A 16523-nucleotide genomic window follows, 5' to 3' on the forward strand; every position below is an offset into this window, starting at 1 on the left:
ATGGCAATTCATATGAGGGGGAATGCATATGAATAATAAAAAGCCTATAAAAAAGCATATTTTCTTCAAATCTCTGATTTCTATTACTTTATCACTTATTTTCTTACTCACATCAGAGTCTTCTTTAGTTGTGTCTTTTGCCAGTGAAGACCTTGAGTTCTTCGACCAGCTTGAAGTCATGGAGGTTCACCTTAATAACGGTGAAGAAGGTAGCAGGACTGTCTGGTTTGATGGAACGAACTTCCTTGATGAAAATCCAAATATGGCTACAGGCATAGAGTATCCATCTAGTGACTGGACAGTTAGTAAATCCATAGCTGGAACAGCTTATGAGGTAACTGTAGATATTCCTAGAGGAGCCTTTGATAGGAGAGTTGGTTTCTATGCAAGGAGCGTAGGAAGCAGCGATCTGACATCTGCTCAGAGAGCAGCAGTTAACAGCATAGATATGCCACATGATAACCTTGAATACCTTGATATTGGATTTAAGGATGTATCAGGAAATGAAGTCGAGCCCCTTGTTGCTGTAGGCCTTACTATTACCATGAAGGACAAGGCAAAAGAGGCATCTGATAACGGTGATAATCTTTATATCGATGTGTACCACATTGATGAGAGTGCCGGAACTACTCTTGAAAAAGTAGCTTCAATTGATGAAAAGGCTGAAGTAGTTGATGAAGCCATTGAAAACGTAGGCGGAATATCAGTTAACGGAAATGATATTGTGGCTACTATTGAAGCTACGTCTTTTTCTATCTTTGTAATCAATAACGCAACTACAAGTAAGAAGATAACCTATAGTAAAAACGAGGATTACCTGCACCTGGCTCGTGGAACTGTATCAGGAACCATGAAGCCAATGATAGTGAGCGTCCCTGCAGTTCCAGGAACTTCAGTTACCCTTACTCCAAATGCCTATGTATATACAGGCCATGTATTTACTAAGTGGAATACCAAGGCAGACGGAACTGGAGATGACTGGCTAGATGGCGATACCAAGACTATCACTACAGATACAACTCTTTATGCTCAGTGGACAGGACATGACCACACAGGCTATACACCAATAGTTCCTGATGCAGAGGGTAAGTTTGATCCTACTGGACTTGCTGCAGGTAAGTACTACCTTACTGCAAATACCACATTTACAGCGCAGTTTAATGTTTCTGGAGGTACAATTCTTTGTCTAAATGGCTACACACTTACAGTTCATAATGATGCAGCTAGCCCTCCTATAGTCGTAGGAGGCGGAGCTACATTTGAACTTGATGACTGTAACGCTAGTGGCAATGGCAAGGGCAAGATAACTGGCGGCAAAGCTGGATGTATCAGCATAACCGGTGGCTCTTTTATCATGGATGGCGGTGTTATTACAGGAACAACTGGTGATGCCATCAAGATGACATCCGGTACTATCAAGATCTATAACGGAAGCATTAATTCAAGTTCAGGAGCAGGTATCTATCTTCAGGGCGGAACAGCAACTCTCCTTGGCGGTACTATCACAGCCAACAGAGGAAGCGGCGTAAATGTTCAGGGCGGAACCTGCGAGATAGAAGGTATAGTTAAGATAACCGGCAATACAAGTGGCGGTTCTAAGAGTAATGTTTACCTTAAAAATGGCAAGAAGCTTGCCATAGTAAATCCTCTTTCTTCTGGAACAGTAATTGGAATCAGTATGGAAACAGCTGGAGTATTTACTACCAATTATGGATATACAGATGGTGAAAATAAGGGAGTTGATCCAGCAGCATTCTTTATATCTGATAGTGACGACTATGAAGTAGTTGTAGATGGTAGTGAAGGTAGCCTTGCAGCACCTACTCATGTACATTGCCTCCACGGAGTTCATTCTACAGAGGATGTATCTTTTAAGAGATGGGCAAGTACCGACTCACTTCCAACAGAAGGTGGCAATTACTTCCTTGTAAATAACGTTACCATATCAGGAACATGGCATATTACAGGAACAGTAAGGCTTTGTCTTAATAATCACAAGATATCCTGGGATGGCGGAAGTTCCAGAATGATAGTTATTTCAGATGGAGGAAATCTATATCTTACAGATTGTAATTTAAATGATCAAAATCACTCCTATAGCGTAACAAATCCAATAGATGGATCAAGCTATACAGTAGAAGGCGGTATCATCACAGGAAATAGCGAAGGTGGATGCGTCTATGTAGAAAACGGTACCTTCAACATGTATAACGGAACAATTGCAGGTAACAGGACTACAGAAGCTCTTTCTACATCAAACGGCGGCGGAGCTGTTCTGGTAACTGGCAGTGCTTCCTTCTACATGTACGACGGAGCTCTTAAGTTTAACGAAGCTTCCTACTGTGGTGGCGGAGCTGTTAGAGCTAGAGGAAGCGGCAATGTAAGAATCATTGGCGGAACTATATCAAATAATAAGGGAGCCTGGGGCGGTGGAATATCTGTTGCTCAGACAGCTAACCTTTCAGTTTCAGGCGGAGATTCTACGACAATTTCCTATAACCTTGCCACATCCGTGGACGCTACAGATAGAGGCGGTGGTGCCATAATCTTTGGTACAGGCTATAGCGGAAATGCCACAATCTCTGGCGGAAACATTATTGGTAACCGCTCATACTTTGGCGGCGGCGGAATTCAGATCAATACCGGAACTCTCAATATGAGTGGCGGAACAGTTACAGGTAACACCACAACTGGATCCTATGATTCAAATGGCGGTGGTATCTATATTGGTAATGGAGCGACTTTAAATCTTACAGGTTCTCCATCTATTAGCGGAAATACAGCAACTAGCGGCACTTCTTCTAATGGCGGCGGTATCTACTTCTCGCCAGGAGCTACTCTTAACATGAAGGATAGCCCATATGTACTTGGTAACGTAGCTAGTAGTGATGGAAGTGCAACCACCTATACAAGCAACATTTACCTTCCACAGGATACTGATTCTACTAAGTACAACATTACGATCACTGGTTCTTTGAATGGATCGGGACCAAATATCGGTGTGACCAAGCCTCCAAAGGAGAACGAGTCTAGAACAAGATTTACAACTGGATATGGTTTCTCAGATAGTAGTGTAAATAACGAAGATGGAACGGCTTCTACTAGAAATAACATAGCAAAGCAGCCAAATCTCTTTTTCTCATCAGATGTATATGAGCCAAATGATCCTACTAAGCCTTCGTACTTTGTAAAGCTCTATACAGATAACTGCGAGGCAATGCTTGCAGGTGACTATATAGTGGAATACGACCTTGATGGCGGTACATGGAAGGATACGGTAAAAGACGCATCGCATCCTGAAAGTGTATTCTTTACATACATTAGGAACGAAGTAAGGTACTATGCTGAGCATGTTTCATCAGTAGTTCCTACAAAGGCTACTGAGCCAAAAGAACCTGAGAAGGAAGATTATGTATTTACAGGATGGGAGATCGTAGAGGGAGAGGCATCTACCATTGGCGATGAATACGTATTTGGAAATAATGTAACACAGGATATAAAGCTTATAGCAACCTGGGAGTCTGAGTTAAATGAATTTAGCTATTCAGGCGGTCTTGTGGGCTACGCTGGAAGTGATGTGACCTTTGATAACTGCGATGTTTCTTTTGGTGAAGGAAATATCTCAGAAGCTACAGGAATCAGAATAGAGTCTACTGGCTTTAATGGATATGGCGGCGGACTTATAGGCTTCGTAAATGGAAGTCTCAATGTAACAGGCGGCACAGCAGTCAATAGTTCCATTAAGGGCTATTATGTAGGCGGTATGTGCGGCGGCTGTAGCGATGGCGAATCAGTAAGTGTATCGAATGATTCTAAGGTCATGGGACACATTCTCATGATGACAGAGACCATAAATGATGTTGACGTAGACCTGATCCCATATAGGACCATGGCAGGTGAAATCGTAGGACGCAAGGAAGACGGCGATAGTCTTAATGCATCAACAAGGTTCCTCTTCTATGACGAGACAGTTTATGAGTCTATAAACGCCCTTAAGGCAGCAAACAAGATAGACCAGGTAGTAAGACCAAATAAGAGATTCTATCAACCAGATGAGGAAATTGACCCACTTGAATTTATTGGAGTAACAACACCAAACCAGTAACGGGGTAAAGCCTATGAAAAAGAGATTTTTGAGGATAACTTCATTATTTGTGATCATTCTTTTTTCACTAGTAAGCTACATGAGGGTTAGTGCCAATGAAACAGTATCCATGGCGAGCCTTCCAGTTAGCTCTTCTGAAATGGATAAGTTTGGTTATGATTTTACTGGTTTTTCTATTGATAGAGAGACTCTCCTTGTGATGATCAGAAGCTCTATATCTAATCTGTCAGCAGAGAGAGAATCTGCTGATTCTGATAGGGCAAATGAGCTAAGTAGACGAATTGATGGTCTTACAAGTGCCTATGACTTTGTAGCAAACATGGAGGAAGAAAAGCTCTATTTATCTGATGAAAACGGAGAAGTTATTGGCGGAGATAACTCTTTATACAGTATTCTTGGACTTATGCTAGGCGGTGTTGAGAGACTTGATGTTGACGCTGACTATGATATGACTCCAAGAGAGATAATAGTAAATGGTAGGGGCAGCAGGTCAGTCTTTTTCAAAAATGATGCCTACTACGCAGATTATGAAGGTACAGAAGAGATCACAAACGTAAATGAAGGTCTTGATGAAGTCATAACTGGAGATACAGAATCTGGCCATTTGAAGGGCTTTTATCTTGGAGAAGAGGATCTTCCAATTTGCGATGCAGATGGAAATCTTATGATAGATGATTCTATACTTGCCTTATTTGAAAATACCCTTACTTTTGATATTTATGGCAGATACTATAGGCACATGCAGGTAATGAGAAGTGACAGATATGATCTTGTATCAGATGAAGATAGGGGAAATGAAGAAGTATCAGTTGACTACTATTCTGATGATAACAGGATCTATCTTGATAGCGACTTTACTGAGGAAGCAGGATCTATCTCAATACCATTTATTGATACAGATGGTGATGTCCGTAGTTGGAGCCTTTATGACGAAGTGATCGATGCTGATGGTAATAGCTCTTTTACCGCTATATGGACATTTGAGCCGGTGGTAGGCAGCAGGGTAGCAAGTATTGAGATCCTAGAGCGCGAAGAAGAAATAGTTGAAGAAATTGAACCAGAGGCAGAGACTGAATCTGCTAATGATGAAACAGAGGGTGAACCTGAAGAGGGAACTGGTGAAAAACCAGCTGTACAGGGCGCAAGAAGGATTCAGAAGTATCCGGAGGTGATCGTTTACACTGAGAATTATATTGCTGGATATGTGGCAAAAAATATGTCTGGAGAGGCTGTATTTACTGTAGGTCCTGATGGAAGCATAAATATGGATCAAACATCTATCGAAGTAGAAACAGTAGATGTTCATGAGATAATAGCTGAAGAGATAGCAAAATGGGAAGCTGAGAATAAGATTGTAGAAGAGGACGAGGCAGCAGTTTTGGCAATCTCTGAGGAAGACGTAGAAGACGCAGCTACTGAAAGCTCCAGTCTTGATGAAGAGGCAGAAGATGATGAAACAGCTTCTGATGAAGAAGTAAATCCTGACGCAGCATCTTTTGACGGCGAAGGTGGAAATGCAGAGCCAGAAGAAGTAGCACCTGTGGCAGAACCAGAAGTAGAGCCTGAGGCAGAACCTGAGCCGGAGCCAGAGCCAGAGCCTGAGCAGGAACCAGAGCCAGAAGAGGGAGATTCTGAGGAGCCTTCAGAGGATGCAATGGCACCAGATAAATTTGAAATGGAAGAGCCGGAAATTGAAGAAGATTAACTAAAAAACTTCTTTAATATTATTTAGTTTTATAGTATTATAACCTTACTGTGTAAATTAGATATTATAAGGGGTTGCACGTCAATTGGCGTGCTACTCCTTTTCGTATGTTTAGTGTAATTTTGGAGGGTATGAATAATTGGATCTTGAGAGACAAAAAAGAGCGCCAATTTATGAGGCTTTAGAGAAATTTAGAAAGCAGCGAGTAGTACCATTTGATGTTCCTGGACACAAGAGAGGACGCGGAAATGCTGAACTTGTGAGCTTTCTTGGTGATAGATGCGTGGGAATAGATGTCAATTCTATGAAACCACTTGATAACTTATGTCACCCTGTTTCTGTTATCAAAGAGGCAGAGGAGCTTATGGCTGATGCTTTTGGAGCAGCTCATGCTTTTATGATGGTTAATGGTACCACCAGTGCTGTACAGGCAATGGTTCTTTCTCATGTGAAAATGGGTGAAAAGATCATTATGCCTAGAAACGTCCATAAGAGTGCTATCAATGCCCTAATTCTTTGCGGTGCAGTTCCTGTTTATATTGATCCAAAGGTTGATACCAAGCTTGGGATTCCTCTTGGGATGGAGATAGCAGATGTTCGTAAAGCTGTAGAAGAAAACCCAGATGCTAAGGCTATTCTCATCAATAACCCTTCATATTACGGTATTTGCTCAGATCTTAAGGCTATCGTGGAGCTTGCTCATGAACATGGCATGAAGGCTCTTGTTGATGAAGCACACGGTACTCACCTTTACTTTGGCCCACATCTTCCACTTAATGCTATGGCAGCTGGAGCAGATATGGCAGCCATCAGTATGCACAAGTCAGGTGGAAGTCTTACTCAGAGTTCAATCCTTCTGTGTGGACCAGATGCTAATATCGGTTACATCAGCAGGATTGTTAACCTTACTCAGACTACAAGTGCTAGTTACCTCTTACTTGGAAGCCTTGATATTTCCAGACGTAACCTTGCACTTAACGGATATAACAGCTTCGAGAAAGTTACCAAGATGGCACAGTACGCCAGAGAAGAGATCAATGATATCGGCGGCTATTACGCTTATGGTAATGAGCTTAAAAACGGCGGAAGCATCTTTGATTTCGATGAGACTAAACTCGTAGTTAATACAAGGAGCATCGGTCTTACAGGTATCGAAGTATATGACCTTCTCCGCGATGAATATGACATTCAGATGGAATTTGGAGATCTCTCAAATGTAATGGCTTATATTTCAATCGGTGACAGACTTCAGGATATCGAGCGTCTTGCTGGAGCCCTTGCAGACATCAGGAGACTTTACTCCAAGCCAGAGCAGAAGTTCTTTTCAGCAGAATATATCACTCCTATTGTGAAAGCTACTCCTCAGGAAGCTTTCTATGCTGAAAAAGAGCAATTACCAATTGATCAGTGCGTTGGAAGGATCAGTGCTGAGTCAGTTATGTGTTACCCACCAGGAATTCCTATCCTTTCTCCTGGGGAAGTTATTTCAGAGGAAATTCTTAACTACATCAAGACAGCAATGGTCAAAGGCTGCTCAATGCAGGGACCTGAAAGTGAAGATATTTCAGCACTATTCGTGCTAAAATGAGGAGGATAATATGGCTGAGATGGATTATTGGTTCAGTGATATGCACACTGGCAATGTTAAGATCAGTATTAGGATCAGCAAGCAGTTATTTTCTGGAAGCAGTGAATTTCAGAGAATAGACGTTTTCGATTCACCTGAATTTGGAAAGTTTTTAACTTCAGACGGAAATATTATCTTTTCAGAAAAAGATGAATTCACATATGACGAGATGATCGTTCATGTTCCTATGGCAGTACATCCTAAAGTACAGAGAGTTTTGGTACTTGGTGGTGGAGACGGCGGCGTAGCCAGAGAGCTGTGCCATTATGACGAGATCAAGGTCATCGACGTAGTAGAGCCTGACAATATGTTTGTGGATGTATGTAAGCAGTTCTTCCCAGACAATGCTGTTGGACTTGAGGATGACAGAGTTCATATCTATTATCAGGATGGACTTAAGTACCTTCGTAAGTGTGAAGATATGTACGACCTTATCATCAACGATGCTACAGAACCTTTAGGACATGAAGCAGGTCTTTTCACAAAGGAGTTCTATGGTAGCTGCTACAAGGCTCTTCACGATGATGGAATCATGGTCTATCAGCATGGCAGTCCATTCTATGATGAGGATGAAGAGAGCTGCAGAGCAATGCACAGAAAGGCATACAGAGTATTCCCTGTAAACAGAGTTTATCAGGCACATATTCCTACATGCCCGGCAGGTTACTGGCTCTTTGGATTTGCAAGTAAGAAATATCATCCACTTAAGGATTTCAATCCTGACAGATGGGATGAAAGAGGTATTAAGACCTGGTATTATACAACTCACCTTCACAAGGGAGCTTTCATGCTACCTAAGTATGTTGAGGATCTTCTTCAAGAGGAGGAGGATATGTCTAGATAACATGGTCATAATTGATACATCAATGCAAGCTTGCTTGCGTATTGATGTATCAATTCATGACCTGAAAAAGCATGAGTAAAAAAATGGGGTAGGGGCCCCATGATTTACGAATGCTTTTGAGGATTGTGAAAGTGCGAAGCACGTAACAATCCGTGTTATCTAGTAAGAATATAGATAAAAGGAGATTGAAATGAGTAGATTATTAGTTATTGGATGCGGCGGTGTTGCGCAGGTTGCAATTCAGAAGTGCGCACAGAACAGCAAGATTTTCACAGAGATGTGTCTTGCAAGCAGAACAGTTTCTAAGTGCGATGCCCTTAAGGATAAGCTTGAGAAACAGGGCACACCAGTTAAGATAACAACAGCAACAGTTAATGCTGATGATGTTAAGGATGTGGTAAGAGTTATCAAGGAGTACCAGCCAGATGCTGTACTTAACGTAGCTCTTCCATATCAAGATCTTGCTATCATGGATGCTTGTCTTGAATGCAAGGTTGATTATATCGATACAGCAAACTACGAGCCAGAGGATACAGATGAGCCTGTATGGCGCGCAGCTTACGAGAAGAGATGTAAAGAGAAGGGCTTCACAGCATACTTTGATTACAGCTATCAGTGGGCATACATGGACAAGTTCAAGGAGGCAGGTATCACAGGTCTTCTTGGAACAGGTTTTGATCCAGGTGTTACAAGTGTATTTGTTGCTTACGCAAAGAAGCACTATTTCGATGAGATCGAGTCTGTAGATATCCTTGACTGCAACGGCGGTGACCACGGATATGCATTTGCTACAAACTTTAACCCAGAGATTAACCTTCGTGAAGTAAGCGCAAATGGAAGCTACTGGGAGAATGGAAAGTGGGTTGAGACAAAGCCTATGGAGATCAAGAGAGAGTATGACTTCCCTCAGGTAGGTCAGAAGGATATGTACCTTCTTCACCACGAGGAGATCGAGGCTCTTGGACGTAATTTCCCAGAGATCAAGAGAATAAGATTCTTCATGACATTTGGTCAGAGCTATCTTGATCACATGAGATGTCTTGAGGATGTTGGAATGCTTTCAACAACTCCTATCAAGTTTGAAGGTCATGACATTGTTCCTATTCAGTTCCTTAAGGCTCTTTTACCAGATCCAGCAAGCCTTGGACCTAGAACAGTTGGTAAGACTAATATCGGTTGTATCTTCCGTGGCAAGAAGGATGGCAAAGAGAAGACTCTTTACATCTACAATGTTTGCGACCATCAGGAATGCTACAAGGAGCTTGGTAGCCAGGCTATCAGCTACACAACAGGTGTTCCAGCTATGATCGGTACAGCACTTGTTCTTTCAGGACAGTGGAAGAAACCAGGTGTATTCACAACAGATGAGTTTGATCCAGATCCATACATGGAGATGCTCAATGAGTTCGGACTTCCATGGGTAGTTGATGAAAACCCAGTATTAGTTGACTAATAATTTAAGCCTTAGCCTACAAGCTAAGGCTTTTTTTGCTGCACAAGACCGGCAAGCGAATGGATGCTTGCATACAAATTCATTTGCCGGTCGTAAGAACATGGAGCACTAAGTGCGGAATGTTCGTGTGCGAAATCGAGTAGGAGTCAGCCTACTCGATCGTATAATAGGGGAATCTAGGAGGAAATAATGTTATGGGACAGAATGTAGTACTTGATATTAAGCATTATTCAAAATCGTATGGAGCTTCTAAGAAAGCTGCAAACGATATAAACCTTACTGTAGAAAGTGGAGATATTTACGGCTTTATTGGACATAATGGAGCAGGTAAGTCCACAACTATCAGAGCTGTTGTTGGAGTTCTTGATTTTGATGAGGGAGAGATCTTTATTGATGGTCATTCAGTAAAAGATGAGCCACTTGAATGTAAGAAATTAACAGCATATATTCCTGATAATCCAGATCTATACGAGAATCTCACGGGAATACAGTATTTGAACTTTATTGCAGATGTTTTTGAGATCGATGAGGAAAAGAGACAGACTCTCATAAAGAAGTATGCTGACATGTTTGAGATAACTGATTCCTTAGGAGACCTCATTAGCTCATATTCACACGGAATGAAGCAGAAGGTTGCTATTATCTCAGCGCTTATCCATGAGCCAAAGCTTATGGTCCTGGATGAGCCTTTTGTAGGCCTTGACCCAAAAGCTTCATTTACTCTCAAGCAGATCATGCATGATATGTGTGAAAATGGAGCAGCAGTCTTTTTCTCAACACATGTACTTGATGTTGCAGAAAAGCTTTGCAACAAGATCGCTATCATCAAAAATGGCGAGATAATTGAAAAAGGTACAATGGAAGAACTGACACAGGGCCAGTCTTTGGAATCAGTATTCCTGGAGGTGGAGGATGAAAAGTAAGAACATTATATTACTTAAGACTCTTCTTCTTTCTACCAGCCTATCCAATATCAGTAAATACAGTACTGACAAGAAAAAGAAGGGCAGAAGCGTAGCTGGATTTTTTGGAATGCTAATACTTTTTGCTATGCTCATAATTTACTCAAGCTTAGGCTGCATTGGCCTTGGCGTCACAGGATATATCAGCATTGTTCCTACAATATGTGCTGTAACAGTTTCATCTATTGCCTTTGTATTTACATTTTTTAAGACCAATGGATATCTTTTTAACTTTAAAGAGTACGATATGCTCATGGCTCTTCCTTTTAAGGTAAAAGACATTGCTATGTGCAGATTCTTTTACATGTATGTTAAGAGCCTTCCTTGGTACGCAGTTGTATCACTTACAATGATGGTCTGCTATGGTATCTTTTCAAAGGCTGCATTTTGGATATATCCTTTGTGGATCTGCCTTGCTTTGTTTATTCCGATCATTCCGATGCTTATTGCTTCATTTATTGGATTTCTTATAGCCAAGGTCAGCTCTGGATTTGAGAAAAAGAATACTATCCAAACAGTTCTTACGCTTATCTTCGTTATGTTTTGCTTTTCACTTTCATACATAATCGAAGCAGTTGCCAAGAATAACTCTGGAGTGGATATTGCAGTAGCCTTTGATGAGTTCAATAAAAAGGTCGATGCATATTATTTTCCAGCAGCTCTTTTCTCAAAGGCGATTACACTTGTTGGAGAGTGTAAGATAGCCGGCCTTTTATATGCAGTATTATTTGTGGCAGTATCAGTCCTTTTGCTGATGGCTGTATTTGCCATAGTTGGTAAGAATTACAGGAAGATCAATTCAGCCCTTAAGAGTCATGTGGCTAGGAAAGATTACAAGCTCTCTGGTCAAAAGAAAAAGAGTGTTCTGAACACTCTTGCTTATAAAGAGTTTAGGAGATTCATGGGCTCAACTAATTACTGCGTTAACGTAGGAGTTGGCGTTGTAATGGCTCTGATTGCTGGTATAGCAGTTTTGATCGTTGGCTTTGACAAGGTGGTATATGTTGTCACCAAAGGAGCTCCAATACCTACTGACATCCTGCACCCAGCGATTCCTTTGTTTGTTTATTTCCTAGTGGGAATGCTCTCATCAGTAGCTAGTTCTCCATCTCTTGAAGGCAAGAACTACTGGATAGTGCAGAGCCTTCCACTTGAAAAGAAGACTATCTATCAGGGCAAGATGCTTTTTAACATGTACCTTACAGTTCCTGCTGTAGTCTTTGGAATTCTTTGCTTTTGCATTTCTGCTAAGGTACCTTTGATAAATGCAGTTCTTTATTTGGTACTGGGACTTGTTCTATGTGCTTTTTCCACTACATTCGGATGTGTATGTGGTATCAAGTTCATGAGGCTTGATTGGGAGAATGAGATAGAGGTCATCAAGCAGGGAGCAGCAGTTTGTTCCTACATGTTTACAAATATGCTCTTTACCATGGGACTTATGGTACTTGTGGTATGGCTTGGAACTGTTACAAATGCCAACATAGTTACTATTTGCCTGATACTTGTTGAATGTATTCTTACAAGCGTATGTTATACATTAGTTTTAAAGCTAGCTAAATGATTTATGCTATACTATAGTAGATGATCTTCGGGTCATCTACTATTTTTTTTTGAGGAAAATATGAAGATAGAAAATATAAATACACCTGCATATGTAATTGATGAAAAGAAGTTAAGGGAAAATCTTGAGGTACTTAAGAAAGTACAGGATGAGTCTGGAGCCAGGATACTTCTTGCGCAGAAGGCTTTTTCTGCATATAAGACATATCCACTTGTGGCTAAATATCTTACAGGAGCAACAGCTTCTGGATTATATGAGGCAAGGCTTGCTTATGAGGAACTTATGCCATGTGACGCAAATGGCAAGAAGCTTGAAAATCACGTATTTGAGCCAGCCTTTAAGGATGAAGAGTTCGAGGAGGTTGTGGGCATTGTAGATCACATTGTCTTTAATTCTTTAAATCAGCTTGAGCATCATAGAAAAGTGTGGGAAAAGAAAGTTGAAGAAGGTAGATTATCTGTTGGACTTAGGATAAATCCTGAATATAGTACCCAGGATGGACATGAGATATATGACCCTTGTGCACCGGGGTCAAGGCTGGGTATCAGAAGAGTAGATATGCCTGATGTCCTTCCTGATGGCGTAGAGGGTATCCATTTCCATACATTATGCGAACAGGGATTTGAACCGTTAAAAGAGACTTTGGAAAGAGTTGAAAAGGACTTTGCAAAGTTCTTTAAACAGATCAAATGGATCAACCTTGGCGGTGGGCATCATATTACAAGAGAAGGCTATGACGTAGAGGGACTCATAGAGCTTGTTAAGAGAATAAGAGATACCTATGGAATAGATGTTTATCTTGAGCCAGGCGAAGCTATTGCTCTTGATGCTGGATATCTTGTAACTACAGTAATGGATATAGTTGAAACTGAGAAGTATCCTGTTCTCATACTAGATACATCTGCAGCCTGCCATATGCCAGATGTACTTGAGATGCCCTATAGACCACCTCTTAGAGACTCTGGGGAAGCTGGTGAAAAGACTTATACCTACAGATTATCGTCAAGAACCTGCCTTGCAGGCGATGTTATAGGTGATTTTAGCTTTGATGATAAAAAAGAGATTGGCGACAGGCTTGTATTTGAAGATATGGCTATTTACAGTATGGTCAAAAACAATACCTTCAATGGTATGGCACTTCCTGATATAGATATCATGCATGAGGATGGAAGCATAGAAGTACTAAAGACTTTTGGATATCAGGATTTTAAGTGTAGACTTTAACCTATATTAAGAATAAGACAAGGACATAGACATGAATAAAATTACTACTACACCGTCAAAAGACGGTTTTATGATGCCTGCTGAATTTTCAAAGCATTTTGGTACATTGATGATCTATCCAACAAGGCCGGGAAGCTGGGGAAAAGATAGAACTGACGCGCTAAAGAGCTTTTCTAAGATCTTTTTGGAAATCGTAAAAAGAGAAAGACTCTTTTTGCTTGCAGATGAGGGGCACTACGAAGATGCTGTTAAGGTCCTTTACGATGTGACCAAGAATTACTGCGAAGAACTCAAGGAAAATGGTGGCTACGAAAAAGAGTTCCAGCGTCTTTTTAAAGAATCAGATTTGCCAAAGGACGTAAGCGAAGATGATGTTCTTTTGGAAGACCTTTTAGATGACAGATGCGTTGTTCTTCCTATAGAATCAGATGATTCCTGGGCAAGGGATGTGGGACCAACCTTTGTATGTGATATAAAGCGTAGTCTTCGCGGTATCAACTGGAGTTTTAATGCCTGGGGCGGCGAAGTGGATGGGCTTTATGCATCCTGGGATAAGGATGATAAGGTCGCAGAGAGATTTTGCAAGGCTCTGGATACAGATATGTATGATGCGGCGCCATTTGTATTAGAGGGCGGCTCAATTCACGTTGACGGCGAAGGAACAGCAATGGTTACTGAGAGTTGCCTTTTAAGTGCAGGTAGAAACCCTTCAATGACCAAAGAACAGATTGAACAGAAGCTTAAAGATTATCTTTGTGTGAAAAAAGTTTTGTGGCTTCCTCGTGGAATATATAACGATGAGACCAATGAACATGTGGATAACGTCTGCGCATTTACAGCGCCTGCAGAGGCGGTTCTTGCCTGGACAGATGATGAGAAGGATCCTCAGTATGAACTATCTAAGGCATGTCTTGATTATCTTGAAAATGAAACTGATGCAAAAGGCAGAAAAATAAAGGTACATAAACTTCCTATTCCTGATCATCCAGTTCTCGTAACTGATAAGGATCTTTCAAACTATGAGTTTGAAGAGGGAGAAGATATGAGAGAAGCTGGCGAGCGCCTTGCAGCTAGCTATGTTAACTTTTACTATGTAAATGGTGCTGTGCTAGTTCCCCAGTTTGGTGGAGAAAATTCAGATAGTGATAAAAGAGCTATTGAAATACTTAAGGAACTGTGTAAGGATAGAGAGGTTGTTGGAATTCCTGCCAGAGCTATTCTTTTAGGTGGGGGCAATATCCACTGCATTACACAGCAGATTCCAGGATAATTTGTAAGAGGAAAATATATGGCAAATAAAATTAAAGTAGCCTGCATTCAGTATGCTTGCGGCAAAGTAGCTGCAAATGATAGCAAGCAGGTTCAAAACAGCATAAATAAGGCAGAAGAGCTTGTTAGAAAGGCAGCTTCAAATGGAGCCAAGATCATTCTTTTATCAGAGCTCTTTGAGAGAAAGTATTTCTGTCAGGAGAGACGCTACGATTACTATGATTTGGCGCTTCCAATTTCTGAAAATCCTGCAGTACTTCACTTTCAGAAGGTGTGTAAAGAGCTTAAGGTTGTAATGCCAATAAGTGTATATGAGAAGGATGGAAACACCTTCTATAACTCTGTAGCTATGATAGACGCAGATGGCTCAAACCTTGGAACCTATAGAAAAACACATATTCCGGATGATCACTACTATCAGGAGAAGTTTTATTTTACACCTGGCAACACTGGATTTAAGGTCTTTGATACAGAATATGGCAGAGTTGGTGTAGGCATCTGCTGGGATCAGTGGTTCCCAGAGACCGCAAGGTGCCTTGCTCTTAAGGGCGCAGATATCATTCTTTATCCTACAGCTATTGGCTCCGAGCCAATCCTTGAAGTTGATTCTTCAGGACACTGGATGCGCACAATGCAGGGACATTCTGCTGCTAATATTATTCCAGTTGCTGCAGCTAACAGAATTGGAAGAGAAGATGTTGAGCCAAGTGAGGAAAATGGCGGACAAAGATCCAGTCTTACTTTCTATGGTAACAGCTTCCTTACTGATGAAACAGGAGATCTTGTTGCAAGAGCGAGTCGTGATCAAGAAGAGATAATCTATGCTGAGTACGACTTCGATGAGATCAGAAGAAACCGTTCTTCCTGGGGACTTTTTAGAGACAGAAGACCGGAATGCTATACAGATATTACTAAGTGAAAAATTATTAGAAGGTAAAAAGGAATATCAGACATGAACATTGAGGCTTATTTTAATCCTGATTTTACACTAGTAAAAAAACTTATTTTCTTGCTTATGACATTTGTAGCCATTGGACTGTGCGTACTTATAATCTATGGCATTTCAGTAGCTATAGCTCAGAGATACAATGAGAAACATAGAGATGAGTATCTAAGAGAAGATTTTGATGTTAGAATTCATAAGCTCTTTGAGATGATCATTTCCGGAACTTCGGTAATGTCTTTTTCCTGCGCTTATGTCATCATTAATCACGTATATGCGCTTTATGAAAAAGGCGTTATAGGTGGTCTGACAGAGGCTGAGGCGACTTTCATCCAGGCATGGGCTGATGGTAAGGATTTTATGCTGCTTCTCCTTATCTGTTTGTCCTGCGTCATCAACTCTATTCTTGATGCTATCATCATCCCTTTAAAGCTTCTTACAGGTGAAGAGAAGGCTACAATGAGGATGCTTGGCATGTTCTATGTGATCATTCTTCTGATCTTCTTAAATACAATAGGTGATGGCAGTCAGTATGGTCCTGTAATGATGTATTATTTCGGCCTTATGATCGGTAGATTTGTATATTTTGACGCTTCCTTCAAGGATTTTATTGAAAACATCAAGAGAGTATTCCTGAATCTTCCATATCTATTAACAAGCCTTGCGCTAACGGCTGTTCTTGGAGGCCTTGGTTTTCATCTTGGATATTTCCTTGAGAGAAACTACTACATTGTAGGTATCTTTTATGCCAACCTGTTTATGCTGGTATGCATTTTTATCATTCATTTTGCTAAAAGAATTTTTGACTTTGCTACAAGGAAATAAAT

The 16523-nt window shown here is 40.9% G+C and carries 11 protein-coding genes; all 11 read left to right on the forward strand.

Annotation, left to right across the window (positions count from 1 at the left end; all coding sequences use genetic code 11):
* The first annotated feature begins 28 nt into the window (after positions 1–28).
* Positions 29–4105: a right-handed parallel beta-helix repeat-containing protein gene (locus BUA02_RS06295; protein WP_072701887.1), complete on the forward strand. Its 4077-nt coding sequence runs from the start codon at positions 29–31 to the stop codon at positions 4103–4105.
* 13 nt (positions 4106–4118) lie between these two features.
* Positions 4119–5810, forward strand: coding sequence for a hypothetical protein (locus tag BUA02_RS06300; RefSeq protein ID WP_072701889.1), 1692 nt, complete (start codon positions 4119–4121; stop codon positions 5808–5810).
* 139 nt (positions 5811–5949) lie between these two features.
* The gene (locus BUA02_RS06305) at positions 5950–7398 is read left to right on the forward strand and encodes an aminotransferase class I/II-fold pyridoxal phosphate-dependent enzyme (RefSeq protein WP_072701891.1); all 1449 of its coding nucleotides are present in this window, start codon (positions 5950–5952) and stop codon (positions 7396–7398) included.
* 19 nt (positions 7399–7417) lie between these two features.
* Complete coding sequence (gene speE / locus BUA02_RS06310) at positions 7418–8281, forward strand: polyamine aminopropyltransferase (protein WP_071177448.1); 864 nt, start codon at positions 7418–7420, stop codon at positions 8279–8281.
* Between the two features lie 190 nt (positions 8282–8471).
* Positions 8472–9734 carry a saccharopine dehydrogenase family protein gene (locus BUA02_RS06315; RefSeq protein WP_072701893.1) on the forward strand — a complete coding sequence of 421 codons (1263 nt, stop codon included), beginning with the start codon at positions 8472–8474 and terminating at the stop codon, positions 9732–9734.
* A 194-nt stretch (positions 9735–9928) separates the two neighbouring features.
* The gene (locus BUA02_RS06320) at positions 9929–10657 is read left to right on the forward strand and encodes an ABC transporter ATP-binding protein (protein WP_071175866.1); all 729 of its coding nucleotides are present in this window, start codon (positions 9929–9931) and stop codon (positions 10655–10657) included.
* Positions 10647–12260 (forward strand): putative ABC transporter permease subunit, encoded by a 1614-nt coding sequence (locus tag BUA02_RS06325; protein WP_072701895.1) that lies wholly within the window; start codon positions 10647–10649, stop codon positions 12258–12260. The genes BUA02_RS06320 and BUA02_RS06325 overlap by 11 nt, the downstream gene beginning before the upstream one ends.
* A 60-nt stretch (positions 12261–12320) precedes the next feature.
* Complete coding sequence (gene nspC / locus BUA02_RS06330) at positions 12321–13484, forward strand: carboxynorspermidine decarboxylase (RefSeq protein WP_072701897.1); 1164 nt, start codon at positions 12321–12323, stop codon at positions 13482–13484.
* A gap of 31 nt (positions 13485–13515) precedes the next feature.
* Positions 13516–14754, forward strand: coding sequence for an agmatine deiminase (gene aguA, locus BUA02_RS06335; protein WP_072701899.1), 1239 nt, complete (start codon positions 13516–13518; stop codon positions 14752–14754).
* A gap of 18 nt (positions 14755–14772) precedes the next feature.
* Positions 14773–15672, forward strand: coding sequence for an N-carbamoylputrescine amidase (gene aguB / locus BUA02_RS06340; protein WP_072701901.1), 900 nt, complete (start codon positions 14773–14775; stop codon positions 15670–15672).
* 33 nt (positions 15673–15705) lie between these two features.
* Positions 15706–16521 carry a hypothetical protein gene (locus BUA02_RS06345; protein WP_072701903.1) on the forward strand — a complete coding sequence of 272 codons (816 nt, stop codon included), beginning with the start codon at positions 15706–15708 and terminating at the stop codon, positions 16519–16521.
* The last annotated feature ends 2 nt before the right edge of the window (positions 16522–16523 follow it).

Source organism: Butyrivibrio hungatei DSM 14810 (assembly GCF_900143205.1).
GTDB classification, from domain to species: Bacteria; Bacillota; Clostridia; order Lachnospirales; family Lachnospiraceae; genus Butyrivibrio; species Butyrivibrio hungatei.